This is a genomic window from Ruegeria sp. CDSC081 (genome assembly GCF_059610485.1).
This window is the reverse complement of sequence record NZ_JBXWNS010000003.1, coordinates 363,588-388,951: the sequence shown is the minus strand read 5'-3', so window position 1 is coordinate 388,951 and position 25,364 is coordinate 363,588. Positions and strand designations below refer to the sequence as shown.

25 protein-coding genes are annotated in these 25,364 nt (G+C 56.2%); 12 read left to right on the top strand and 13 right to left on the bottom strand.

Annotation, left to right across the window (positions count from 1 at the left end; genetic code table 11):
- The first annotated feature begins 55 nt into the window (after window positions 1-55).
- Entirely contained in the window at window positions 56-973 is a 918-nt protein-coding gene (gene accD, locus AC2FH9_RS07370; RefSeq protein WP_142636339.1) for an acetyl-CoA carboxylase, carboxyltransferase subunit beta, read from the top strand.
- Entirely contained in the window at window positions 970-2,244 is a 1,275-nt protein-coding gene (locus AC2FH9_RS07365; protein WP_496749820.1) for a bifunctional folylpolyglutamate synthase/dihydrofolate synthase, read from the top strand. The genes accD and AC2FH9_RS07365 overlap by 4 nt, the downstream gene beginning before the upstream one ends.
- Window positions 2,245-2,303: 59 nt before the next feature.
- Here AC2FH9_RS07365 and zapE read toward each other — a convergent pair whose 3' ends face one another.
- Window positions 2,304-3,362 carry a cell division protein ZapE gene (zapE, locus tag AC2FH9_RS07360; RefSeq protein ID WP_496693759.1) on the bottom strand — a complete coding sequence of 353 codons (1,059 nt, stop codon included), beginning with the start codon at window positions 3,360-3,362 and terminating at the stop codon, window positions 2,304-2,306.
- 146 nt (window positions 3,363-3,508) lie between these two features.
- Between zapE and AC2FH9_RS07355 the strand changes: the two genes are divergently transcribed.
- Complete coding sequence (locus AC2FH9_RS07355; RefSeq protein WP_496749819.1) at window positions 3,509-4,747, top strand: MFS transporter; 1,239 nt, start codon at window positions 3,509-3,511, stop codon at window positions 4,745-4,747.
- Window position 4,748: 1 nt separating this feature from the next.
- Here the strand turns inward: AC2FH9_RS07355 and AC2FH9_RS07350 are convergent, their stop codons facing one another.
- The 5 genes from AC2FH9_RS07350 to AC2FH9_RS07330 form a co-directional block, all read right to left on the bottom strand.
- Window positions 4,749-5,369: an HAD family hydrolase gene (locus AC2FH9_RS07350; protein WP_496749818.1), complete on the bottom strand. Its 621-nt coding sequence runs from the start codon at window positions 5,367-5,369 to the stop codon at window positions 4,749-4,751.
- A 142-nt stretch (window positions 5,370-5,511) separates the two neighbouring features.
- Window positions 5,512-5,967, bottom strand: coding sequence for a YaiI/YqxD family protein (locus AC2FH9_RS07345; RefSeq protein ID WP_281972917.1), 456 nt, complete (start codon window positions 5,965-5,967; stop codon window positions 5,512-5,514).
- On the bottom strand, window positions 5,964-7,412 hold the full coding sequence (gene sthA / locus AC2FH9_RS07340; RefSeq protein ID WP_496677079.1) for a Si-specific NAD(P)(+) transhydrogenase: 1,449 nt from the start codon (window positions 7,410-7,412) through the stop codon (window positions 5,964-5,966). Before sthA ends, AC2FH9_RS07345 begins: the two co-directional genes overlap by 4 nt.
- A gap of 3 nt (window positions 7,413-7,415) precedes the next feature.
- Complete coding sequence (fghA, locus tag AC2FH9_RS07335; RefSeq protein WP_142636325.1) at window positions 7,416-8,249, bottom strand: S-formylglutathione hydrolase; 834 nt, start codon at window positions 8,247-8,249, stop codon at window positions 7,416-7,418.
- Between the two features lie 103 nt (window positions 8,250-8,352).
- Complete coding sequence (locus tag AC2FH9_RS07330; RefSeq protein WP_496871168.1) at window positions 8,353-9,282, bottom strand: AEC family transporter; 930 nt, start codon at window positions 9,280-9,282, stop codon at window positions 8,353-8,355.
- A 193-nt stretch (window positions 9,283-9,475) separates the two neighbouring features.
- On the opposite strand from AC2FH9_RS07330, the gene AC2FH9_RS07325 reads away from it, so the two are divergent.
- The 7 genes from AC2FH9_RS07325 (at window position 9,476) to AC2FH9_RS07295 (ending at window position 17,049) form a co-directional block, all read left to right on the top strand.
- Window positions 9,476-10,093 (top strand): TetR/AcrR family transcriptional regulator, encoded by a 618-nt coding sequence (locus AC2FH9_RS07325; protein WP_142636321.1) that lies wholly within the window; start codon window positions 9,476-9,478, stop codon window positions 10,091-10,093.
- A 368-nt stretch (window positions 10,094-10,461) separates the two neighbouring features.
- A complete protein-coding gene (locus AC2FH9_RS07320; protein WP_142636319.1) occupies window positions 10,462-12,045 on the top strand; it encodes an ABC transporter substrate-binding protein in 1,584 nt (527 codons plus the stop codon).
- A gap of 65 nt (window positions 12,046-12,110) precedes the next feature.
- Complete coding sequence (locus AC2FH9_RS07315; protein ID WP_496691599.1) at window positions 12,111-13,205, top strand: M24 family metallopeptidase; 1,095 nt, start codon at window positions 12,111-12,113, stop codon at window positions 13,203-13,205.
- Window positions 13,205-14,212: an ABC transporter permease subunit gene (locus AC2FH9_RS07310; RefSeq protein ID WP_142636316.1), complete on the top strand. Its 1,008-nt coding sequence runs from the start codon at window positions 13,205-13,207 to the stop codon at window positions 14,210-14,212. Before AC2FH9_RS07315 ends, AC2FH9_RS07310 begins: the two co-directional genes overlap by 1 nt.
- On the top strand, window positions 14,212-15,114 hold the full coding sequence (locus AC2FH9_RS07305) for an ABC transporter permease subunit (protein WP_185956667.1): 903 nt from the start codon (window positions 14,212-14,214) through the stop codon (window positions 15,112-15,114). The genes AC2FH9_RS07310 and AC2FH9_RS07305 overlap by 1 nt, the downstream gene beginning before the upstream one ends.
- Before the next feature lie 4 nt (window positions 15,115-15,118).
- On the top strand, window positions 15,119-16,096 hold the full coding sequence (locus AC2FH9_RS07300; RefSeq protein ID WP_142636312.1) for an ABC transporter ATP-binding protein: 978 nt from the start codon (window positions 15,119-15,121) through the stop codon (window positions 16,094-16,096).
- Window positions 16,093-17,049: an ABC transporter ATP-binding protein gene (locus tag AC2FH9_RS07295; RefSeq protein WP_496871167.1), complete on the top strand. Its 957-nt coding sequence runs from the start codon at window positions 16,093-16,095 to the stop codon at window positions 17,047-17,049. The genes AC2FH9_RS07300 and AC2FH9_RS07295 overlap by 4 nt, the downstream gene beginning before the upstream one ends.
- 1 nt (window position 17,050) lies before the next feature.
- On the opposite strand, the gene AC2FH9_RS07290 is transcribed toward AC2FH9_RS07295, so the two are convergent.
- Window positions 17,051-17,728, bottom strand: a complete 678-nt coding sequence (locus AC2FH9_RS07290; protein ID WP_142636309.1) for a GntR family transcriptional regulator — start codon at window positions 17,726-17,728, stop codon at window positions 17,051-17,053.
- Between the two features lie 157 nt (window positions 17,729-17,885).
- On the opposite strand from AC2FH9_RS07290, the gene AC2FH9_RS07285 reads away from it, so the two are divergent.
- Window positions 17,886-18,923 (top strand): GlxA family transcriptional regulator, encoded by a 1,038-nt coding sequence (locus AC2FH9_RS07285; protein ID WP_246097212.1) that lies wholly within the window; start codon window positions 17,886-17,888, stop codon window positions 18,921-18,923.
- A gap of 32 nt (window positions 18,924-18,955) precedes the next feature.
- Here AC2FH9_RS07285 and AC2FH9_RS07280 read toward each other — a convergent pair whose 3' ends face one another.
- From AC2FH9_RS07280 to AC2FH9_RS07255, 6 genes are all read right to left on the bottom strand, one after another.
- A complete protein-coding gene (locus AC2FH9_RS07280; RefSeq protein ID WP_496693755.1) occupies window positions 18,956-19,798 on the bottom strand; it encodes a fumarylacetoacetate hydrolase family protein in 843 nt (280 codons plus the stop codon).
- A 19-nt stretch (window positions 19,799-19,817) separates the two neighbouring features.
- On the bottom strand, window positions 19,818-20,573 hold the full coding sequence (locus AC2FH9_RS07275; RefSeq protein WP_496749811.1) for an SDR family oxidoreductase: 756 nt from the start codon (window positions 20,571-20,573) through the stop codon (window positions 19,818-19,820).
- Window positions 20,574-20,659: 86 nt separating this feature from the next.
- A complete protein-coding gene (locus AC2FH9_RS07270; protein ID WP_496749809.1) occupies window positions 20,660-21,490 on the bottom strand; it encodes an amidohydrolase family protein in 831 nt (276 codons plus the stop codon).
- Window positions 21,487-21,915: an RbsD/FucU family protein gene (locus AC2FH9_RS07265; protein ID WP_142636301.1), complete on the bottom strand. Its 429-nt coding sequence runs from the start codon at window positions 21,913-21,915 to the stop codon at window positions 21,487-21,489. The genes AC2FH9_RS07270 and AC2FH9_RS07265 overlap by 4 nt, the downstream gene beginning before the upstream one ends.
- Window positions 21,905-22,957, bottom strand: a complete 1,053-nt coding sequence (locus AC2FH9_RS07260; protein WP_496871166.1) for an aldo/keto reductase — start codon at window positions 22,955-22,957, stop codon at window positions 21,905-21,907. Before AC2FH9_RS07260 ends, AC2FH9_RS07265 begins: the two co-directional genes overlap by 11 nt.
- Window positions 22,954-23,691: a GntR family transcriptional regulator gene (locus tag AC2FH9_RS07255; protein WP_281995093.1), complete on the bottom strand. Its 738-nt coding sequence runs from the start codon at window positions 23,689-23,691 to the stop codon at window positions 22,954-22,956. Before AC2FH9_RS07255 ends, AC2FH9_RS07260 begins: the two co-directional genes overlap by 4 nt.
- A gap of 83 nt (window positions 23,692-23,774) precedes the next feature.
- On the opposite strand from AC2FH9_RS07255, the gene AC2FH9_RS07250 reads away from it, so the two are divergent.
- Window positions 23,775-25,328: a UxaA family hydrolase gene (locus AC2FH9_RS07250; RefSeq protein WP_496749951.1), complete on the top strand. Its 1,554-nt coding sequence runs from the start codon at window positions 23,775-23,777 to the stop codon at window positions 25,326-25,328.
- Window positions 25,329-25,364: the final 36 nt, after the last annotated feature.

Below are 25,364 nucleotides of genomic sequence, written 5' to 3'. Positions count from 1 at the left end.
AATTCTTTCCGTAGCGTCTTATGTGACGTCAACGCCGTACTAGCAAGGTTCCGACATGAACTGGATCACAAACTACGTCCGTCCCCGGATTAATTCGATCTTCTCACGCCGGGAAGTCCCCGAAAACCTTTGGCACAAGTGTGACGAATGCGGCACGATGCTGTTCCACCGCGAATTGGCGGAAAACCAGAATGTCTGCACCCAATGTGATCATCATATGGCGATCACTCCGCGCGACCGGTTCGGGCACCTGTTTGACGGTGGTATATTTACCGAGGTCGATGTTCCCGCTCCCAAAGATGATCCGCTGCAGTTCCGGGACCAGAAGAGATACCCCGACCGGATGAAAGCAGCGCAGAAGAAAACTGGCGAGCAAGAGGCGATGCTGGTCGCCAAAGGTGATATCGGACGTACGCCGATCGTGGCAGCGGCCCAGGATTTCTCGTTCATGGGCGGCTCGATGGGTATGTATGTCGGCAATGCCATCATTGCGGCCGCGCAAGAGGCAGTGAAGTTGAAACGCCCGCTGATCCTGTTCTCGGCAGCGGGTGGCGCGCGAATGCAGGAAGGCATCCTGAGCTTGATGCAGATGCCGCGAACCACCGTGGCGGTTGAGATGCTGAAAGAGGCAAAACTGCCCTATATCGTTGTACTCACCCATCCTACCACCGGAGGCGTGACCGCTTCTTATGCGATGCTGGGCGACGTCCATATCTCGGAACCCAATGCGCTAATCTGCTTTGCAGGCCCGCGCGTGATCGAACAGACCATTCGGGAAAAGCTGCCCGAAGGATTTCAGCGCGCAGAATACCTGCTGGACCACGGAATGCTGGACCGGGTAACGAAGCGAACCGAAATGCGTGACGAATTGATCACCATTACCCGCATGCTGATGAACCAGCCTCCTGCGGTCAAAGGTGATTTGCCCGCGCCCACCCCCGAAGCCCCAGAGAAAGACGCGGATCAGGAATGACTTCGCCATCGTCAGACGTCGTCCTTGATCGAATGATGGCGCTGCATCCCAAGATCATTGACCTGACGCTGGATCGGGTGTGGCGTTTGCTTGCCGCACTGGAAAGCCCTCAGACCAAATTGCCTCCGGTCGTGCATATCGCAGGGACAAACGGCAAGGGGTCTACGCAGGCCATGATCCGCGCCGGTATGGAAGGGGCGGGGAAAACGATTCACGCCTATACCTCTCCGCATCTTGCCCGGTTTCACGAGCGTATTCGGCTGGCAGGTGAGTTGATTTCGGAAGCCGAACTGACAAACGTCCTTGATGAGTGCTATGCCGCCAATGGTGGTGAGAACATCACGTATTTCGAGATTACGACCTGTGCGGCCCTGCTGGCCTTTGCCCGCAAACAGGCTGATTATACCTTGCTTGAGGTCGGCCTTGGCGGGCGCCTGGATGCAACAAACGTGGTGCACGAACCCGCCGTGACGGTTATCACGCCGGTTTCCATCGACCATGAACAGTTTCTAGGCGACACGTTGGGCAAGATTGCTGCCGAAAAAGCCGGGATCATCAAGCCGGGCGTCCCTTGTATCGTCGGCCCACAGCAGGACGAAGCGCTTGAGGTCATCGAATATACAGCGGCCCGTCTGGGCGCCCCATTGCTGGTACACGGTCAGCACTGGCATGTGACCGAGGAAAACGGACGTCTTGTGTATCAGGACGAAATCGGGCTGCGGGATCTGCCGCTGCCCAACCTGCTTGGCGCACATCAAATTCAGAATGCGGGTGCGGCAATAGCGGTATTGCGCCATCTCGAACTTGGTGATCAGGCCTATGAGGCCGCCGTTACCAAGGCCGAGTGGCCAGCACGGATGCAGCGTCTGAAATCCGGCCCGCTTGTTGAACAGGCCGCACAGGCCGAGCTGTGGCTGGATGGTGGGCACAATGCCGCCGCGGGAATTGCGCTTGCTGAAGTGCTGAGAAAATTACCGCAATCTCCGACACATTTGATCTGCGGAATGCTCAACACCAAAGATGTCGCTGGCTATCTTGCACCGCTTGCCACGCAGGCTCAAAGCCTGACCGCAGTGTCGATACCGGGTGAGGCCGCGACGCTTAGCGCTGAAGATACGGCGCAGGCTGCTGACCAGGTTGGCATGAAAGCCGACACAGCAGAGAGTGTATCCGCGGCCCTGCAGAAAATCACAGACCAAGACCCTCAGGCCCGTATCCTGATTTGCGGATCACTCTATTTGGCGGGCAACATCCTACGGGAAAACGGATAGGTCTTCACCTGGCGGAGGTACCTTGGGGAAGGCGCGCAAAACGTGACGGGGCAGCGCCCCTATGCCCCCCAATCTTCGGCTTGCATCTCGCGCAGTCGCGAGGCAGTGCGTTCGAACTCGAACGTCCCTTCACCCTCGACATACAACATCTCGGGCTCTGCGGCCGCCGAACAGATCAGGCGTACCCGCGCCTCATACAAGGCGTCAATCAACGTCACAAAACGCTTGGCCTCATTGAAATTATTCCGGGACAGGCGCGGGATGTCCTCCAGAACCAGAACTTTGACCGCCTCGGCAACGGCCAGATAATCTGCAGGGCCCAGCATCCGTCCGCACAGATCATAGAAGCTTGCTCGGGCTATCCCGTTCCGAAAGGCCGGCAATTCGACAGCACGGCCATTTACCTGCAACACCAGCGGTTCCGCCGCACCGCCCGCGAGATCGTTCCAGACGGATCGGATATTCTGTCGAGCCTCGGGGCCGATCGGCGTGAAATAGACTGGCGCACCTTCAAGACGGTTCTGTCGGTAATCAGTGGGCGAGACCAGTTCCCATATCTGAAGCTGCTCCTTGATATGCGCGATGAATGGCAAAAAGAGCTGGCGGTTCAAGCCGTTCTTGTACAATTCGTCCGGGTGCCGGTTGGATGTGGTGATGACCACGACCCCGCCAGCATGCAAAAGATCAAACAGCCGCCCGACGATCATCGCATCGGTGATATCGGTGATCTGCATCTCGTCAAATGCCAGCAGTTTTACGGATTTGACAACCGAGTCCGCGACCGGTGCAAGCGCATCCTCAACTCCGTCCTTACGAGCTTTATGCATTCCCGCGTGGATTTCCTGCATGAAAGCATGAAAATGGACGCGACGGGCGGGGATGTCGCCAAGCGCGTCGACAAACATATCCATCAACATCGACTTGCCACGACCAACTCCGCCCCACAGATAAAGTCCCTGGGGCGGCGGGGGTGTCTTGCGAAAGAAACCACGCTTGACCGGGGTAGCCAAGGCCGCGCGAATGCGTTCGAAATGCGGAAGGACAGCCTCTTGCGCATCGTCCCGCGTCAAAGTGCCATCGGCGATGCGTGTCTCGTAAAGCGATATCAAATCTGACATATCCCGAGGGATACCTTCACCTCTGGGCGTTGAAAAGCAGGCATTTGGAAGATGCATCAATTTTGCTTATCCGCGGCGTCAAAACTCCTGAATTGACCACGGTACAAATTTGGGTACCGTCGCGGCTCGGCCATTCCGAGGATTCAATGCCCCAACACGCGCGCCTGCTAAATCCGATCTTGATCGTCGGCTGCATCATTATCGCAGTCAGTTTTGCAGTGCGGGCATCCTTTGGCGTATTCCAGATCCCCATTGCGACTGAATTCGGCTGGCTGCGCTCCGATTTTTCGATGGCGATTGCGATCCAGAACCTCGCTTGGGGAATTGGACAACCCATTTTTGCCGCCATCGCCGAGAAGGTGGGGGATCGCCGTGCGATTGTGCTCGGGGCATTGACCTATGCATCGGGCATGGTGTTGTCGGCGTGGTCCGTTACCCCTTTCGAGCATCAGATGTACGCCTGGCTTGTGGGCTTTGGGATTGCCGGCACGGGGTTTGGTGTCGTGCTTGCCGTAGTTGGACGGGCGTCCTCTGATCATAACCGCTCTATGTCTCTGGCCGTCGTGACAGCGGCAGGAAGCTTTGGCCAGGTTTTGGGTGCTCCAACGGCGGAATGGCTTTTGTCTTTTATGCCCTGGCAACAGGTTTTCATCGTGTTTGCCGTTGCCATCCTGGCACTGGTCATGACTCTGCCCTTCATGCGCGCCCCCCAAGCCGCAACCAAAGCCGAAATCGAAGAAAGCATGGGGCAAATTCTGGGCAAGGCCTTCCGGGACCCGTCTTATACCCTGATTTTCCTGGGATTTTTCAGCTGTGGTTATCAGCTTGGCTTTATCACAGCGCATTTTCCCGCTTTCGTTACCGAAATGTGCGGCCCGATTCAGCCGGGTGGAGTACTGGATTCCATTGGTATAACGACAACTTCCGCATTAGGGGCTGTGTCGATTTCATTGATCGGGTTGGCCAATATCGGAGGGACATTGCTGGCGGGGTGGGCCGGAATGCACTTTCCCAAGAAATACCTTCTGGCCTCTATTTATGCCGCCCGCACGCTTACAGCGGCGGCTTTCATAATCCTGCCAATCACGCCAATCACGGTCGTTGTATTCTCATTGGTCATGGGTTCGCTCTGGCTGGCAACGGTTCCACTGACCTCGGGGCTTGTCGCACATTTGTACGGGTTGCGCTACATGGGTACGCTTTACGGCATCATCTTCTTCAGCCATCAGGTCGGCAGTTTTCTTGGCGTCTGGCTTGGCGGCCGCATGTATGACCAGTACGGAGATTACACCTTTGTCTGGTGGATCGGCGTGGCCATCGGCGCCTTCAGCGCCATCGTTCACCTTCCCGTCCGCGAGAACCGCGCACAACCCGTCGCGGCCTGATCTATCGCGCTTCTTCGCGGGTCAAAAGCCCCTCTGCCACCAACCGGTCTGCCCATCCTTGCGGGCCCTCAAAGTGATGCGTCTGCCAGCCCCGCGCCTGCGCCGTTTCGATATTGTCGATCCGGTCGTCAGTGAACAACAACGCCTCAGGCGCCAGACCACAATCGGCTTCGACCATCTCGTAAATCGGGACATGCGGTTTCACGGTCTGCATGCGACCTGAAACATACAGCCGGTCAAACTCGTTGAGGAATGGATAGACCGTGGTTGCATACTCAAAATTCTGCACCCCGAAATTTGTGAGCGCAAAGACCGAGATGCCTTTGGCGCGCAACGCACGTTGCAGCCGTACCGAGTGGGGAATTTCTGGCGTGGCCAATTCGATCCATTTGTCGTGCCACATCCGGATTTCATCCCGCCATTGGGGATATTTATCGGCCCAGCCATAGATGGTGTCAGTGAAATGTTGCCCCTGATCAACCAGATCATTCATTCCATGCAGGTCAACCTCGGCAAACATAGCCCGGCGACGGTCTTCACCAATAACCGCATCGTAGTACCGTTCTGGCTGCCATTCTATCAGGACATTCCCGATGTCGAAAACCACCGCTTCTATTGGCATGAATAATCCTTCTTAGAATCTCTACTGGGGCTGACTGAATCAATCCTTGCTGCGCTTTTCAAGACAGGAACTGCAGCGCGCAGCGCTGCCCGGCCCAACCGGAGGGGACGCATCTCAGATGCGTCTGAGACGGGCGGGAGGGTCACGCCCTTAGTGCCGCCCGCAATTCCCGTTCCAACGCATCCAAAAACCGGGACCTATCGGCCTTGCCAAAAGGCTTGCCACCGCCCCCGGCGCCCAGAGGGTTTGCCGAACGCAGGTCTGCCATCAGGTCGCGCATCGCCAGTTGCTGACCAATATTGGCGGCGGTAAAGGCCTCGCCGTTGTGACGTAATACACGCGCACCTGCTTCAACACATTTCGCGGCTAAAGGAATGTCTGAGGTCACAACCACGTCCCCTGTACCACAACGCTCTGCGATCCATTTATCGGCCTCATCCGCACCTGCGGACACGATCACAACCTGTACCAGAGGATTGGCCGAAGGCCTCAGGCCACCGTTCGATACCAGAGCCATCGGAATCTTATGTCGGGTCGCTACACGCTCGGCTTCGGCCTTCACTGGACAGGCATCTGCGTCTATGTACAGGGTTGTCACGCTTTCTTTGCCTGTTTCTCGGCAGGCTTCTTCTTGACCTTGAATTCCTCGGGGATGGGCATCCGGTTAAACGCATCCAGACCTGCGATCTTATAGGCCTCGGCCAAGGTCGGGTAGTTGAATGTGTTTTGAACGAAATAATCCACTGTGCCTTTCAGGTTCAATACAGCCTGTGCGATATGGATCAGCTCAGTCGCGCCTTCGCCTACGATCTGCACACCAAGAACCCGGCGGGTTTTCAGCGAAAACAGCATCTTCAACATGCCATGTTCCAACCCCATGATATGCCCGCGAGAAGTTTCGCGGAATCGCGCGACGCCAACCTCGTAAGGGATATCGCGCTCCTGTAACTCCTCTTCGGACATGCCGCAGGTGGATATCTCGGGCACCGAATAGATGCCGTAAGGGTACCAGGGGCTTTCCGGCAGGGTCGGGGTCTCCAACGCGTGACATGCCGCCACGCGCCCCTGCTGCAGCGAGGTTGATGCCAGCGAGGGATGTCCGATTACATCTCCGGTCGCATAGATATGCGGTACCGCTGTCTGATAGGTCTTGCGATCGACCTCAATCCGGTTGCGGTGATCGGTTGTCAGCCCGACCGCATCCAGATTCAAGGCCGAGGTCGCGCCCATCCGCCCGGCGGCAAACAGCAACATCTCGGCCCGGACATGTCGTCCATTCTCGAGCGTCACTTCTACGTGGCCACCTCCATCTTCGATCTTTTCAACGGCAGAGCCCAGCCGCAAATCCACGCCGTTTTCGCGGATTTGGTGGGTAAAGTCGTGGATCAGCCGGCTGTCGATGAAATCCAGAAACGTCTCGCGGGGTTCAATCAGGGTGACACGTACATCAAGCGCGGAAAACATCGTGGCATATTCAACACCGATTACACCGGCCCCGATCACGCATAGCGAGCGCGGTATCTCGGCCATCTCCAGAAAATCATCGCCATCGACGATGGTCTTCCCGTTGAAGGGCACATAATCGGGACGATAGGTCTTGGTTCCGGTGGCAATCAGGAACTTTGCGGCGGACAGACGTGTGGTTTCGCCTGCGTCGGTTGCAACCTCAATCTCGTGGGGACCGACAAATCTTGCCAGACCATTTAAGGTTTCCACGTGGTTCCGGTTGAACTGATGTTCCAGCACATCGACCTCATGGTCCAGCGTCATGTGCAGCCGAGCCTTGAGGTCTTCGGCCCGGATCTGATCCTTTACCCGGTACGAGCGCCCGTAAAAGCTGCGCTCGCGCCAGCCAGACAGGTTCAGCACTGTCTCGCGGAGGGTTTTTGACGGGATGGTCCCGGTATGGACCGAGACCCCACCCAACCGATCCTTGCGGTCGATAACCAGCACCCGGCGTTTCAACTTGCCTGCCTGAATCGCCGCCGAACGACCGGAAGGGCCGGACCCGACAATGATCAGGTCATAGTCGTATTTGCTCATGCCTCAGTCTCCATACAGTGCTTCGGCGTGGAAAGTGATGTGGTCTTCCATGAAGGTCGACACAAAGAAGTAAGAATGGTCATAGCCGGGCTGCAGACGGAAAACTGCCTGTTGGCGACGTTCGGCAATCGCCTGGGCCAGCGCCTCGGGGCGCAACAGGTCGATGAACTGGTCATTGTCGCCGGTGTCGATCAGGACAGGGCCGTCGAAACCGGTGTTCTTCATCATCAGCGATGCGTCGTGCTTGGCCCATTGGGCCGCGTCGTCGCCCAGATATGCCTTCAGTTGTTTGCGGCCCCAATCGGCGCTTGTTGGGTTTGAAATCGGTGCAAATGCCGAAACCGATCGGAACCGACCCGGTAGGTTCATTGCCAATGTCAGGGCGCCATGGCCGCCCATGGAATGGCCGGTAATGGCCTGGCGGTCTGCGTCGATTGCAAAGGTTTCAACCAGCAGAGCGGGCAATTCCTCGGCCACATAGTCCCACATGTTGAAGTGCGGTGCCCAGGGTGATTGCGTGGCATTCACATAAAACCCCGCGCCCTGGCCCAGATCGTAGTCCTCGTGATCGGCAACGCCTTCGCCGCGCGGGGATGTGTCAGGGAAAACAAGGGCGATACCCTGTTCCGCGGCCCAGGCCTGCGCCCCGGCCTTGGTCATGGCGTTTTCATGGGTACAGGTCAGACCAGACAGATACCATAGAACCGGAACCGGGCCGTCCTTTGCCTCGGCGGGCAGGAACAGTCCAAAAGTCATGTCGCATTGGCAGGCAGCCGAGGCGTGGCGATAGACGCCCTGGACGCCTCCGAAACAAGCGTTTTCCGAAAGGGTTTCCATTTGGTTCCGTCCTTACGTTAGGTTCGCGCCATGGCTATCGTTACTCGGTCCGTGCGTAAAGTCTGTGTTCCTGTGGCCAGCGAGTATTTTCCCTACCTGTGGCTTAGAATGTTCCGGCTATGGCAATCACCAGCGGCAGTGTCAGGATGCTGACTACGGTGGACAAGAGAATTGCGGCCGAAGCCCGATGGGGTGCGACCCCGTAATAGGCCGCCAGCATATAGACATTCCCAGCGACAGGCAGTGCTGCCGCTGCAATGGCAACCGAAGCCGAGAAGCTTTCCGCCGGGATCAACCAGATTACGAAGACAGCAACGCAGAGCGGATGAATGATCAGCTTGCAAAAACTCAGCCAGGCAGCGATCTGAACACGCTCGGCGGATTTGCTGGCGAGCGATGCCCCTATCGCAAACAAGGCTCCCGGAGTGGCTGCCCCGCCCAGGATTGTCAGAAAATCGTTCAGTGGAACTGGCACGGGAATTTGGAAGGCTGACCACAAAAGCCCCGCTGAAATAGATACGATCATCGGGTTTTTGATCAAACCGAGGCCAATCAACCGAAATGTTGCCGGCGTCAGCCGCCCATCGCGTCCGGCATTGATCAAAATCACGATCAGCGAGGAAAACACCACAAGGTCGACAGTCAATACCAGCATGACCGGGCCGATTGCTGCTTCGGTGAACAAAAGCGCAAGCATCGGCAGCCCCAGAAAGCCCACATTGCCGATCGCAGCGCATTGGGCCTCGACGGCAGAAGTTGGTATGTCAAGGCCGCGCATCCACGCGATCAGACTGGCCAGAGCATAAACCGTAAGCGTTCCCAGCAGATAGCCCGCGACCAATCTGCCGTCGAATATCTCGGCAAAGGGCAGGGTGGCGGCAAAGCGGAACAACATTGCCGAAAGTGCAAAATAGAACACGAATTTCGTCAGATAGGCCGTGGCTTCTTCCGAAAAGAACCGACTGCGCCCAGCCCAATACCCCAGGCCGATAATCGCAAAGAACGGCAGCGTACGTAGAAAAATATCAGCCATGGCCAGAGTGTTAGCACGGTTTTCTCTGGCGGCAACCCCTGGCCAATCAGGCCCCGCCGAACGACCTTCGCGGACTGACCTAACGGAAAAATTACCATAATCCCGCCTGCCCATGGCCGAAATCCTATGCGAATCGTTGTATCTGAACTGATCAGTTTATAGATTCGACGAATCCACCCCTGAAGGAGAGCGCATGTCCGAAGCAACTGCCATTTTGCGAACAGGCCGAAAATTTGATCAGGTCCTGCAAGGAGCCCGATCGGTGTTCATGGCAGATGGTTTCGAAGGAGCTAGCGTAGATGACATTGCGCGCGCGGCGGGTGTTTCCAAGGCGACATTGTACAGCTATTTCCCGGATAAGCGTCTTCTTTTCATGGAGGTCGCTCAGAACGAATGCTGCCGTATGGCCGAGAATGTCGTTTCGATGGTTGACGATACAAAACCCGCACGCGAGGTGCTGACCATCGCTGCGACCCAGCTGGCCGCATTTCTGGTGTCGGATTTTGCGCAGCAGGTGTTCCGCATCTGCGTGGCCGAGCAAGATCGGTTCCCCGAACTTGGCCGTGCCTTCTATGAGGCGGGGCCGCAAAATGGCACCCGGCAACTTGCAGAATATCTGCAAAAAGCGGTGAATAAAGGCGAATTGGTTATCGAGGACCTTCAATTTGCCGCTGAACAGTTTTCGGAATTGTGCAAGGTCCGCCTTTGGCCCCGATCCACATTCGGCATTCAAAGCAGTTTTTCAGAGGCTGAGATTGAAGAGGTCGCGCTGCAGGCTGTCGACATGTTCATGGCCCGTTACGGCGCCTGACATTTGGGTCGGATCGACTCGATTCAAGATATGGATGTGGAGGTCGATCCCTGAAGCCCGCGGCATTTAGGATTGACGGCATTCAAGAGTTTGGACGCTCCTGCCCGGCGGTTTCGCCACTGCTTGGCTCTAATCGCCAAAGAACCGAAATCAGTTAGAAAACAGGCCCGACCAGGCAAATCATAACGCTGTACCTGCCCTCTTTTTTACTTCCTGATCGCTGGGCGGTGAACTCAGTTGACAATGGATTTTGTATTTTGGATACATTGGGCAGGGATTTCGCGGCGGTGACAGTCATCAAAGATTGTTCTGACTAGAAATTAGAACAACGCGAAAATCTGAAGAAAAAACATTTCTGGGAGAAACTCATGAAACTTAGATTGATGGCCGCAACTGCAGCGATTGCGTTGTCCAGTGCTGCGGCCCAAGCAAATACTTTGGTATATTGCTCGGAAGGATCACCCGAAGGCTTTGACCCGGCGCTATTTACCGCAGGGACAACCTTTGATGCCTCGTCACACCCGATTTATAACCGTCTGCTCGAGTTTGAGACCGGTACTACCAATGTTATCCCCGGTCTGGCGGAAAGCGTTGAGGCCAGCGATGATGGTCTGGAATATACCTTCAAATTGCGTCAGGGCGTCAAATTCCATTCGAATGACGAATTCACGCCGACGCGTGATTTCAATGCTGATGACGTGATCTTCTCGTTCATGCGCCAGAAGGATGAAGGCCATGCCTATAATCAGGTATCTGGTGGTACCTGGGAATATTTCCAGGGCATGGGTATGCCGGACCTGGTCGAGTCGATTGAAAAAGTCGACGACTACACAGTGAAGTTCACCCTGTCCAAGCCTGAAGCGCCTTTTGTGGCCAACATGGCGATGGACTTTGCCTCGATCCTGTCTGCGGAATATGCGGATGCGATGATGGCCGCGGGTACGCCTGAGAAGCTGAACACAGCACCGATCGGGACTGGTCCGTTCTCGTTTGTAGCCTATCAGAAAGACGCGGTGATCCGCTATGCGCAGAATGCCGACTACTGGAAGGCCCCTGCGGATGTGGAGAACCTGATCTTCGCGATCACGCCGGATGCATCGGTTCGCTATCAAAAGCTGAAAGCAGGCGAATGTCATATCATGCCTTATCCGAACCCGGCCGACATTCAGGCGATGCAGGACGATGCGGATATCAACATGTTGGAGCAGGAAGGCCTGAACGTCGGCTACCTCGCCTACAACACCACCATGGCACCGTTCGACAATCCGAAGGTCCGCAAGGCGCTAAACATGGCGATCGACAAGAATGCGATCATCGACGTCGTGTTCCAGGGCTCGGGCCAAGTTGCCAAGAACCCGATCCCGCCAACCATGTGGGGCTATAACGACGCCATCACCGATGACGCGTATGATCCCGAAGCGGCCAAGGCGATGCTGGAAGCCGAAGGCGTATCCGACCTGTCGATGAAGGTTTGGGCGATGCCGGTACAGCGTCCCTATAACCCGAATGCACGCCGTATGGCCGAGCTGATCCAAGCGGATTTTGCCAAGGTTGGTGTCGACGTCGAAATCGTGTCCTATGAATGGGGTGAATACCTTTCGCGTTCGAAAGATCTGGACCGTGACGGAGCCGTTCTGCTGGGTTGGACCGGTGACAATGGCGATCCAGACAACTTCTTGGCGGTTCTGCTGGGTTGTGACGGACGCGAAGCCTCGAACCGGGCGCAGTGGTGCCACGAGCCCTTCGAAGAGCTGATCCTCAAGGCCAAGCAGTCCACCGATCAGGCCGAACGCACCAAGCTGTACGAAGACGCTCAGGTGGTCTTCAAAGAGCAGGCGCCTTGGGCAACGATCGCACACTCGGTGGTCTTTATGCCGATGCGCAACGAAGTGCAGGGCTATAAAGTGCACCCGCTGGGCGGCCACATCTTCTACGGTGTGAGCGTCGAATAATTCATCACTTACCGACCGGAGCCGCCCGCGTGGCGGCTCCGGTTTCTTATTGGAGGTCGGCCCTGATGCCGAATTTGTCCGAGTACCGTCAACTGGCAAAGGACATGTCAGTTGATGCCGTGGCCCTTGTGCCCGGCCCGAATTTCACCCGCGCATTGGGAAAACCTTTCATGAGCCACGAACGGCCTTTTGTGGTCGTGGTCCCCGGCGAAGGTTCTCCTGCGGCCATCGTTCCCAACCTTGAGCTCGGCAGTTGGGACCTGGTTGGATTTGAAGGCGCCGTTTTCGACTGGTTCGACCAGACCGGGTATGATGACGCCTTTGCAGCCCTCGCCAAGCATATGCCGCTGACATCGCTGGCTGTGGAAGGGCAGGTGATGCGAGTCTTTGTGTCGAAGGCGTTTACCAACGCGTTACCGGACCTGCAGATTGTCGATGCCGAGCGTGAAATTTCTGGCTTGCGCATTATCAAGACAGAAGACGATATCGCAGCGCTTCAAGCCGCGATCGACATCTCTGAACGCGCGTTAGAGCGCGTGATTGCGGATGTGCGCGTCGGTCAGACCGAATTGCAGATTGAACAGGCCTTGATTCAGGCGCTGTTTGCGGAAGGCGCCGCCTCGCTGGCATTTTCGCCGATTGTTGCCGCCGGGGATAACTCGGCGCGGCCCCATGGTAAGGCGCGGGCGGATTACCAGATCAAACCGGGCGATGCGCTTTTGTTTGATTTCGGAGCCCGCAAACATGGGTTTGCCGCCGACATCACCCGCACGTTCTTTGTCGAAGAGGTCTCGGACGAGGGCAGGGCGGTCTATGACACCGTTCTGCGCGCCAATCTGGCAGGATTCAAAGCCTGCCGTCCCGGTGTCACGGCGCATGATATCGACGATGCCGTGATCGGCGTTCTCGAAGCGTCACCCTATGCCGATCGGATCCGCACCAAAACGGGCCACGGTCTGGGCCGCGACGTTCACGAAGCGCCGTATATCATGCGTGGAAACGACCAGGAAATCCTGCCGGGCATGGTTTGGACAAACGAGCCTGGCCTTTACGCGCTGGACAATTTCGGCGTGCGCATAGAAGATGACGTGCTTGTTACAGGGGATGGCTGTCGGTCGCTGACCCACTTTCCCAAAGATCTCACAATCATAGGTCGCTGATGTTTGGCTACTTTCTTTCTCGTCTCGGTATGTTCATTCCGACATTCCTGGGTGTAACGCTTATCTCCTTCATGTTCATTCGGGTTTTGCCCGGTGATCCGATCATCGTCATGGCCGGTGAACGCGGAATGTCCGAGGAACGCTATCAGGAAATGGTGGTCAAACTGGGCTTCGACAAGCCGGTCCTCCAACAATATTGGGACTATCTGACCGGCGTTATGCAGGGCGATCTGGGCGAAAGCTTTGTCACCAAGAAACCGGTCTGGGACGAGTTCTTTGCCCTGTTCCCAGCGACGCTGGAGTTGTCAATCTGCGCGATGATCTTCGCGGTGGCCCTTGGGTTGCCCGCCGGTGTCATTGCCGCAGTCAACCGGGGCAAATTCTTTGACCGGGCGCTGATGTCTTCGGCGCTGGTTGGGTATTCAATGCCGATCTTCTGGTGGGCGCTGCTGCTGATCATCGTGTTCTCGGGCAATCTGGGCTGGACGCCTGTTTCGGGCCGGATCGACCTTCTGTATTACTTCCCCAGCGTGACCGGCTTTATGCTGATCGACAGTCTTTTGTCGGGGCAACCCGGGGCATTCACGTCGGCTGTTCGGCATTTGATTCTGCCAACGATTGTTCTGGGGACGATCCCGCTGGCTGTCATTGCGCGTCAGACGCGCTCGGCGATGCTTGAGGTTCTGGGCGAGGACTACATTCGTACCGCGCGGGCAAAAGGCCTGTCACCCACTCGGATCAACGGGCTGCATGCTCTGCGTAATGCGTTGATCCCCGTGATTACGGTGATCGGCCTGTCGGTTGGAACTTTGCTGGCTGGTGCAATTCTGACCGAGACGATCTTTAGCTGGCCGGGCATCGGCAAGTGGATGGTCGACAGCATCTTCCGGCGCGATTACCCGGTGGTGCAGGGCGGTCTTCTGATGATCGCCGTGATCGTGATGCTGGTGAACCTGCTGGTCGATGTCCTTTATGGCATCATCAATCCAAAAATCCGGAGGCGGTGATGGCTGAACTATCCGCAAACGCACCCAAAACCGAAGACCGCCCAAGCGCCTTGCGCGAATTCTGGTTTTATTTCAGTGAAAACCGCGGCGCGGTGATTGGCCTGTGGGTATTCGCGGCCTTTGTCTTTTGCGCTGCCTTCGCACCTTTGCTGGCCCCCTACGATCCAACCGAACAGTTCCGCGAGCATATCCTGCAGCCTCCGGCATGGCAGGAAGGCGGCAGTTGGGCCTTCCCGCTGGGAACTGATCCGCTGGGCCGGGATATGCTGTCGCGGCTGATTATGGGATCTCGCTATTCCTTCTTTGTCGGGATCGTCGTGGTTTGTGTGGCCGTGTCAGGCGGAGTGGTTCTTGGCCTGCTTTCCGGGTTTGCACCCAAATGGGTCGACACGATGATCATGCGCGTGATGGATATTATCCTGTCCTTTCCGTCGCTGCTGCTGGCACTGGTTCTGGTCGCCATTCTGGGCCCGTCTCTGACCAATGCAATGATCGCCATCGCCATTGTGTTTCAACCACATTACGTGCGCCTCACCCGCGCCTCGGTTCTGGCCGAACGGCAAAAGGATTATGTGACCTCGGCCCGTGTGGCCGGTGCAAGCAAGGCACGCCTGATGTTCAAAACCGTGCTGCCGAACTGTCTGGCGCCGATCATTGTCCAGGCGGCGCTGTCCTTCTCGACCGCGATTCTGGATGCTGCGGCACTTGGCTTTCTGGGCATGGGGGCGCAGCCGCCCACGCCGGAATGGGGCACAATGCTGGCCGAAGCGCGCGAATTCATTCTGCGCGCCTGGTGGGTGGTAACTTTCCCTGGCCTGGCCATTCTGGTCACGGTGCTGGCAATCAACCTGATGGGCGACGGTCTGCGCGACGCGCTGGACCCCAAGCTGAAACGGAGCTGAAGACATGAGCCTGTTGGAAATCCGAAATCTTTCGGTCGAGTTTGCTACTGCGTCGGGTGAGTTCCGCGCTGTGGATGGCGTTGACCTGTCTGTCAACAAGGGCGAGTTGATGGCCATCGTCGGAGAAAGCGGCTCGGGGAAATCAGTGTCAATGCTGGCGCTGATGGGTTTGCTGCCATGGACGGCGACGATCACGGCAGATGAAATGAGCTTTGAGGGTCGCGACCTGACCAAAATCTCGGCACGGGATCGGCGCAAGATCATCGGCAAAGATATTGCCATGATCTTTCAAGAGCCGATGTCTTCGCTAAACCCCTGTTTCACGGTCGGTTTCCAGATCAAAGAAGCACTGCGTATCCATCTTGGGCTAAACCGCAAAGACCGTCATCAGCGCGCGATTGAGCTGTTTGACCTGGTGGGTATCCCGGCACCCGAGAGCCGTCTGAATACGTTTCCTCACCAGATGTCGGGCGGCATGAATCAGCGGGTCATGATCGCGATGGCGATTGCCTGCACCCCGAAACTTCTGATCGCGGACGAACCCACTACCGCGCTTGATGTAACAATTCAGGCGCAGATTCTGGATCTGTTGGTCCGATTGCGCGATGAGCAGGGGATGGGCCTTGTTCTGATTACCCATGACATGGGTGTTGTGGCAGAAACCGCCGAGCGGGTTCAGGTCCAATATGCCGGTCAAAAGGTCGAGGAACAGCCGGTACGCGATCTGTTCCGCACACCGCGCCATCCTTATACCTCAGCTTTGCTGAACGCTTTGCCTGAACGGGCAACTTCGAAATTGCTGCCGACGATTCCAGGTGTTGTACCTGGTCAATTTGACCGTCCCAAAGGTTGCTTGTTCAGCCCGCGATGCCAATTCGCCGATGACCTGTGCCGGAACACACCACCCGCTCCGCATGGAGCAGATTTCGGCAAGGCCCGCTGTCACCACGTCAAGGAAATCACCGCTGGAGAATTGGCATGACCGCCCCGATCGTTCAGGCAAACGCGTTGGCCCGGCACTATGAGGTCAAAGGGGGATTGCTGTCGAAATCGGCAACGGTCAAAGCCCTTTCCGGTGTGGATTTTGCCCTAGAGCCTGGCAAGACGCTGGCCATTGTAGGAGAGTCCGGGTGCGGTAAATCCACCCTCGCTCGCGTCGTAACGATGATTGAAGAGCCCACTTCGGGAACACTGACCATCGACGGCGTCGATATCACCCCGTCAAAATGGGCTGAGATGCGCAAAAACGTGCAGATCGTGTTTCAGGATCCCTATGGTTCGCTTAATCCGCGACAACGGATCGGTCAGATCCTGCAGGAACCTCTGATCATCAACCGGCCCGATTTGACCGCTGCGGAACGGGAAACTCGCGCGCGCGAAATGATTGATCTTGTCGGTCTGCGCCCCGAGCATTATGATCGCTACCCCCACATGTTTTCGGGCGGCCAACGGCAGCGGATTGCGATTGCCCGAGCCCTGATGCTGAACCCCAAGGTTCTGGTTTTGGATGAACCGGTATCGGCGCTGGATGTTTCGATCCAGTCACAAATCCTGAACCTGCTGGTTGAACTGCAAGAGCGTCTGAACCTGGCCTACCTGTTCATCTCGCATGACCTGTCGGTGGTGAAGCATTTCGCTGATGACGTAATCGTCATGTATCTGGGGCGCGCAGTCGAGAAAGCTCCGAAAGAACAGTTGTTCGCGGCGCCCCGGCATCCTTATTCCAAAGCGTTGTTGTCGACGACACCGCGTGCCAACCCCGAGGCGCGTAAGGAACGGATCAAGCTGGAAGGTGAGTTGCCCTCACCGATGAATATCCCCAAAGGATGTGCCTTTGCTCAGCGATGCTGGCTGGCAACTGACGAATGCCGTGCAGCACCACCCGATCTGCAAGGAACAACCCATCAGGCTGCATGCCTGCATCCGCTGGGTTAGGTTAGCTCTCGGAACTGCGCGTAGCGGTGACCATCGCAAGCAAATGGTCTTTTGTACGCCCAATATGTTGGGTCAACAGCGCGCAGGCTTCCTCAACTTGCCCATTCTCGGCCAGCGTCAGCAGTTGGCGATGGTCCTTTTTTGCGGGCTCGCGTTGTTCCATAACGCTCAGGTGCATACGGACATAGCGATCGGACTGTAGATTGATCCGTTGTAGTATATCATTGGTGATCCCACGGTCTGCTGCAGCGTAAAGCGCATTGTGGTATTCGTAGTTCAAACCACCCCACCGCCCGACATCATAGGCTTCGTAGGACGTTTCCATTTCATCCAGAAACCTTTCGCATTCGGCAAAATTTGCCTCGGTCATCTGTGGAATTGCACGCCTGAACAGATCGACCTCCAACATTATCCGGAGGTCAAATATCTCACCGATTTCTGACAGCGAATGTCTTGTCACCGCAGCGCCGCGATTGTTGGTCAGTTGCACAAGACCCTCTGCATCAAGCCGTTTTAACGCTTCTCGTATGGGCATGCGTGACACGTCATAGTCTTCTGCCAGGGCTTCTTGACGGATGGCTTCACCTTCTGCCATCTCACCGCTTAGAATCCGCTCGCGCAGGTCATTTGTGATGACATCGGGCAAACTTTGCCTGGGAATTGCGCGGGTTCTTGGCATTGTTACAGTCTCTGCTGGTGTAATTTTGTATCCAAAATACAAAATAGACACCGGTTTTCCAAGAGCCTTGCATTCACTAATGAATATAAAGTGTTGATTGATTTCAAGCCGCCTCGGCTGCCACAGTAAAAATGGTCACGTTCTATAAGGATTAAACATGAAAGAGGATCGTATGGATAATCCGCGCTTTTTGCCAAAAGGCGCAATTTCCGTGGACGTTTCCTATGACGGGCCGCCCAAGGCCTTCTATTTTCTGCTTTTACCCAACACGACGATGCTGGCTTTCAGTGCCGCGATTGAGCCTCTGCGCATATCAAATCAACTTTCCAGAAAGCAGCTGTTCGAGTGGTACGTGCTCTCCACCGACGGAGAACCCGTGACCTGTTCCAACGGCATACGTGTTCAGGCGGATCACTCGGTTCATGACCTGGAGAAGGGAGCGTTTGTCTTTGTGTGTTCCGGAACGCAACCGATGAGGTCTTTCAACACAAATGTCCTGAACTGGATTCGGCGACAAAAGGCGCATGGATGTGAGTTCGGTGGGATTTGTACCGGTGCATTTGCTTTAGCAAAGGCGGGCGTGATCGGAACCAGAAACTTTACCGTCCATTGGGAAAACCGGCCTGGCTTTTGTGAGAACTTCCCAACAATGGAGCCGACCCAGAACCTCTATGAAATTGACGGGAAACTTAGAACATGCGGGGGCGGGCACGCCAGCACTGACATGATGCTTGAAGTTATCGAGGAATTGTTTGGAAACGCCTTGGCGAACAACGTTTCGGAAATGTGCCTGCACAGAAGGCTGGGAGAAGGCGGTAGCAAACAGGTATCGCCGGTTTCGGCGCTTTTGGGCACGCGAAATGCCAAATTGATCGAAGCGGTGCAAATCATGCGCGAGAATATTGAAACGCAGCTCAGCCTCGAGGCAATAGCGGATCAGGCGTCCCTGTCCCGGCGGCATATGGAGCGGCTGTTCAGGCAGCACACTAACATGTCGCCGGGACGGTTCTACAATGAACTCAGGCTGGACCGTGCTTTTGCCCTGTTGAATGAAACAAACCTGAGCGTTTCTGAGATAGCCTTTGCATCCGGGTTTTCCAGTACGGATAGGCTTTCTGTGCATTTCCGGAACCGATTCAGAATATCACCGCATAATTTCCGGCGATCCTGGTCCGAGGAAACCCACCCAGAATAACCGAATGAGCACCACTTGATAGGTCCCAGGGACTATCCCTGTATGACGTTCTGACGTTGAACCCCCAGACCTTCGATCCCCAGTTCCATCTTGTCTCCAGGTTTGAGGTAAACCTGCGGATTTTGCCCCAGACCCACACCGGGGGGTGTCCCGGTCGAGATCACGTCGCCGGGTTGTAGTGACATGAATTGCGACAGGTGCGAGATCACCGCTGTGACACTGAAATGCATCGTTCTGGTCGAGCCATCCTGATACCGATGCCCGTTCACCTCAAGATACATTGGCAGGTCTTGGGGATCAGGGATTTCGTCCCGTGTCACCAGCCAGGGACCGATTGGGCCGAACGTATCTGCGGATTTACCTTTGACCCACTGACCTGAACGGTGCAGTTGAAAATCCCGTTCTGACAGGTCATTGATCACACAATATCCTGCCACATGGGCCAGTGCTTCATCCTCCGAGATGTATTTTGCTTCTTTTCCGATGACGACGCCCAGTTCCACCTCCCAGTCGGTCTTGACTGACCCGCGGGGGATTTCAACCGTGTCATCGGGGCCTATGATGGCGGATGTCGCTTTGAAAAAGACCACCGGCTCAGCAGGTAGGTCCATGCCGCTTTCGGCCGCGTGATCGGCAAAGTTTAAACCGATGCAGATGAACTTTCCGACACGTCCAACACAGGCGCCGATACGGCTGTCGGCATCGACGGGTGGCAGCGTTTCAAGATCCAGCGCGCGCAGCCGTGCAAGGGTTTCATCGCTAAGCGCTTCCCCAGCAATGTCGGCGACGATCCCCGACAGGTCCCGGATAGTGCCGTCTTTATCAACTATGCCCGGCTTTTCCGCGCCTGCTGGGCCGTATCGTAGCAATTTCATTTCACATTCCTCATTTGCTTCAAATCGTCCAGCCGCCATCAATGGCAAAGGGCTGTCCGGTTGTGTATTTGCTGGCATCGCTGGCCAGATAGAGCGCAAGTTCCGCGATCTCATCTGCGGTTCCGATGCGGCCCATGGGTTGCCGCGCGATAAAATCAGTCATTGCTTTCTCGTAATCCCCAGTTGCGCGCAACCGGTCGTGCAAGCTGGGGCTGTCGACAGTGCCGGGGCAGATCGCATTGCACCGGATGCCTTGTGTGACGAAATCGGCTGCGATCGATTTCGTCAGTCCGATTACGGCGGCTTTCGAGGCGCAGTATGCAAACCTGTTTGGAACGCCCTTCAACGAAGAGGCGACCGAAGACATGTTGATGATAGACCCGCCACCATGCTCCAGCATAGTTGGCAGGGCACATTGGATCAGCCGGTACATCGATTTGACGTTCAGCTCAAAACTGAAATCCCAGTCACGTTCATCACATTCCAGAATGGACCCGCCAGCCACATATCCTGCGCAGTTGAACAAAACATCCAACGGGGGCGTGTCCGCGACGAAGGCCTGCACTGCCGCCGCATCGGTTACGTCAAGTTTTACCGACGTAACGCCTTGGATATTTTGCAACTCTGCCAGAGAGGTATCATTGATGTCGCTGGCAAAAACCTGTGCACCTTCGGCGGCGAACAATTCGGCTGTTGCACGCCCTATGCCCTGTCCCGCAGCGGTGATCAGAGCAGTTTTTCCAGCCAGACGGCCAAGGTTTTCGGATGATGTCATATCTATTTCACTCTCCTTCTAAAATCCAAGCTTCGGGGAACCACGACGGCAAAATCCCATCGGCATACAGCCTCGGAAAGATCAATCTAGTCCCTGAGGTCATAGGCCTGGGCAGCATTACCGCCCCGTATCGCCTGATGCTCGTGTGGTGACAGACCGGTTAACAGCGTATCGGTCGCCTCGAGCCATCGTTCATAACTGCTGTTTAATGTGCAAACCGGCCAGTCGCTGCCCCAGATCAGGCGATAGGGCCCGAAAGTGTTCAGCAGGTGATCCACATAGGGCTTCAAATCTTCTACCGTCCAATTCGCCCCGGCCTCGGTCACCAACCCGGAAAGTTTGCACCAGGCATTTGTATTTCGGGCCAATGTCGACATGTCTTCTAGCCAGCCCTCCATGACTCCCTCCCGGATCAGGGGCTTGGCACCGTGATCAATCACCGTGCGCATATGTGGGTGCCGATCCAGCAGCTGTTGAAGTGGCCCCAGATGTCGCGGCAGGGTCAGCGCATCAAAGGTAAGGTTTGACTGTTGCAGAGAGTCAAAAGACGGTGTCAGCCCATCCTTGAGCATCCATAATGGGTCGGGAATGTCCTGAACCATGGGGCGCAAACCGACAAAAACCGGGTGGGCAGCCAGTCGTGCGATTTGTTCCGGTGCGTCGGCGGCCTCAAAATCAACCCATCCGACAACGCCTTTTATGAACGGGGCCTGCTCGGCGAGTGACAGCAGATATTCGGTCTCAGCAGCTGTCGGCGCAGCCTGTACTAAGACCGTACCGTCAATTCCCGCTCCTTTCAGCAATGGGGCCAGATCCGCGGGCGCGAAATCCGCGTAAATCGGCCCCAGATCCGGTGTCAGCCAGCCATAGTCTTCGCGCGCCAATGTCCAAAAATGCTGATGGGCGTCGATCTTCATCCAAGAACACCCTTTTTCAGGATGATGTTGCCATACAGCCGACGTTCGCCGGTTTGCACGATCGCAAAAGCTGTGGCCGCCCGGTCGTAAAAGGCGAAACGTTCAAGGCCCTGTATCGTGGCCGGGTGGTCCGCTATTTCGCTGATAATGGTCTGAAAATCGGCGATGGCCTCAGGTATAGCATCCGGATCGCCAACAACCTGCATGGTCAGGGCCGGGTCAGGCACAAATGTGTCCAACGGCATGACAGACAAAATAGCTCTTAGGATTTCGCTGGCGCTTGACCCGTCGGCACGTATGCAGCCCGGCCCAGAGCTGGAGCCGGGGAAATTCGCATCCGCAATCACGATTTCATCGCCATGCCCCATAGCGCGCAGGGTGTACAACAGGTCAGGCGACAGGATGGGATCAATATTACGCAACATAGGCAGCCTCTCCGGGAAGGGGGGCGTCGGAACGGATCAATCCTTCCGAACACAGATCAGACCAAAGCGCAGCGGGGATTTGACGTTCGAGCAGGGCCGCATTGGCCTGCACCTCGGCAGCATTCACCGCGCCGGGGACAACGGTTTTGACGCAGGGATGGCCAAGGACAAATTGTAAGGCAGCAGCGATCAGTGGTGTATCATGGGCTGAGCAGACAGCCTCGATCTGGCGAACTCGGGCAAGGATGTCTTCGGGTGCATCAGCATAATTGTATTTCGCACCGGGAACAGCGCCGGTTGCGAGGATACCCGAGTTGTACGGCCCGCCAAGAATTATGCCCACGTCCCGCTTTTCGCAAAGGGGTAGAAAGCTGTCTAAAGCGTCTTGTTCCAAGAGGGTATAACGGCCTGCCAGAAGAAACCCGTCAAAGTCGCCCAAGCCCGATAATCTTTCGCAGACCTGCCATTCATTTACACCGGCTCCAATGGCGGAGATTTCACCGGCTTCACGAAGTTCAACCAGAGCTTTGTATCCGCCGCCATCGAACAGTTCCCGGATCTTGGCATCAGATGCCTCCTGACTGCCCTGACTGAACGCACAGACGTCATGCACAAGCAGGATATCGGCGCATGAGACACCCAACCGGTCGCGGCTGGCGTCGTAGGATCGCATGACCCCGTCATAGGTATAGTCGAAAACGATACGTTTCTGCGGCACATCAACAAAGGCTTCGGGTGTGACATGATGCGGTGCGCAATCCAGCAGCAGACGCCCGATCTTGGTCGAAAGTTGAATCTCTTCGCGTCCGAACCGGGCAATAGCCTGGCCAAATCGTTGCTCGGAGCGGCCCAACCCATATTGCGGTGCAGTGTCAAAAAATCGGATACCCAAATCAAAGGCTGCCTGCAGCGCAGCCTGCGCATCCTCGTCTGACACTTTGCGATAGAGATTCCCCAAAGGCGCGCCACCAAATCCCATCCGAGTCAGCGGAACGGGTCGCGCCGTGCGGCCATTTAGAAGCTCTGTTGCGGTAACTGTCATCCTGCCTCGCGTATTGGATGAGGGGAGTCCGTGAAAAGGTGGGACTGTTCCTGCTGCAAGCGTTGAATCCGAGGCATCAACTGCCCCAGATGACGTTGCATGGCGTCCTGTGCAGCTTTTTCATCTCTCTCAAGAACCGCGTTGAAAATGGCGCGGTGTTCGGCCAGCGTTTCCACCACCCGGCCCGGGGTAGGCAGCAGCAGCATTCGCGCTCTGGTCACTTGCAGTGAAACGGTTTGCGCGACGTCGCTTAACCTGTTGAATCCTGTGAATTTCATCAGCAGGCCGTGGAATTCTTCATCCGCCTCGTAAAAGCCGGGGACATCTTCATCTTCGATCAGCAGCTCTTGCAGACGCATGTTGCGGCCCAGTATCTTGCGCTGATCCTCGGTCAAATCGCGCGCGACTTTGGCGACCGTCGCAAGTTCAAGTGCTTCACGCAGGAACATGCCCTCGCGAATTTCGGACATCGAGAAATAGGATACGCGCGTGCCGGATTGGGGCACGACATCCACCAGACCCTCGGAAGCAAGTCGGGCAATCGCCTCGGTCACGGGCGCACGCGAAACGCCAAGGCGTTCGCATATCGGTGCCTTCCTGAGGTTGTCGCCCGGCGCGAAGTCCAGCGACAGGATTGCATGCTTGATTGAGAGGTAAACGCGCTGAGACAAAGAGCCCTCAGACGTAGAAATATCGCGCAGGTGCAGAGCGTTTATGTCCTGTGGTTTATTCATATTTGGTGACCTAGCATACTAACATGTTAGTTGACAAGTGCGTGCCCGACGATTAGCAGTCGGGATCAGCAAACAGGAAAATGATGCAACCAGATCAGAAAATAAAGGCTTCTCAGCCCGCAGCGCGCGATGCAGTCAGGTTGAACCCGGACGACAATATCGTCATTGCACTCCGAGATCTGAAGATCGGCACGCAGCCTTCCGGGCTGAATGTCCCGCTTCGGGATCAGGTTCTGCGTGGGCATAAGATTGCTATTGCCCCAATTTCTGCCGGAGAAAACGTCATTCGCTATGGTCAGATCATTGGTCAGGCAAAGGCAGATATCGCAGCCGGAGATCACGTCCATGTCCACAATCTTGGTATGGGGGCCCATCAGCAGGACTATGCCCATGCGACCGCAAATACCCCTTTGCCGCATATCGACGAAGAGCGGAGTTTTCTTGGGTATCACCGGTCCGATGGGAAGGTTGGCACGCGCAACTATATCGGAATTCTGACGACAGTGAATTGTTCGGGTTCAGTAGCCCGGTTCATCGCCGAAGCGGCCTCAAAAAGCGGGTTGCTTGATCCATATCCCAACGTGGACGGGGTGGTGCCCATCGTGCATGGCACGGGCTGCGGTATGTCGGCCAAGGATGACGGCTATGCTACGTTGATGCGCACCCTGGCCGGGTACGCCCAGCACCCGAACTTTGCCGGCATTCTGCTGATCGGGCTGGGATGTGAGGTCATGCAAGTGGCCAGTCTGGTTGATGGCCGCCCCATCCGCGAGGACGGTGCCTTGCGCTATATGACCATCCAAAACGAAGGCGGTACGCGCCGCACGATCGAGCGCGGGCTTGCCGAGCTGGAGGGGATCGCGCGGCTGGCCAATCAGGCGGTGCGCAAGCCCGCTCGGATCAGTGCGATTACGGTCGGGATGCAATGCGGAGGTTCGGATGGTTATTCCGGCATCACTGCCAATCCGGCGCTTGGATATGCCTCTGATCTGCTTGTGCGCCATGGCGGAACAACAATCCTATCGGAAACCTCTGAAATTTATGGCGCCGAGCATCTTTTGACCCGGCGCGCAGAAACACCGGAAATCGGCGAAAAACTGATCGACCGTATTCATTGGTGGGAAGATTACACCAAGCGCAATGGTGGCGAGATGGACAACAATCCAAGCCCCGGAAACAAGCGCGGTGGACTGACGACCATTCTTGAAAAGTCTCTGGGTGCGGTGGCCAAGGGGGGCACGGCCCCAATGCGCGACGTCTACAGATTTGGTGAAATTATCGACAAAAAGGGCTTTGTCTTCATGGACAGCCCCGGGTTCGATCCTTGCTCAGTCACGGGTCAGGTCGCAGCGGGTGCCAATTTGATCGTGTTCACCACGGGCAGGGGGTCGGTCTCCGGATATCAACCCACGCCCTGCATTAAGCTGGCAACAAATTCGGAAATGTACGCCCGCATGTCCGAAGACATGGATCTGAATTGCGGCGACATCGTCACTGACGGGGTCAGTATCGAGGCCAAGGGCGAAGAGTTGTTCGAAATGTTGATCCGTGTCGCATCGGGCGAACAAACAAAAAGCGAAGAGCTTGGTTTTGGGGGCGTTGAATTTGTCCCCTGGCAAATCGGCGCTGTTATGTAGCCGCAGGTTCGTCAGGGGTAGGGGCAAAATGGGAGG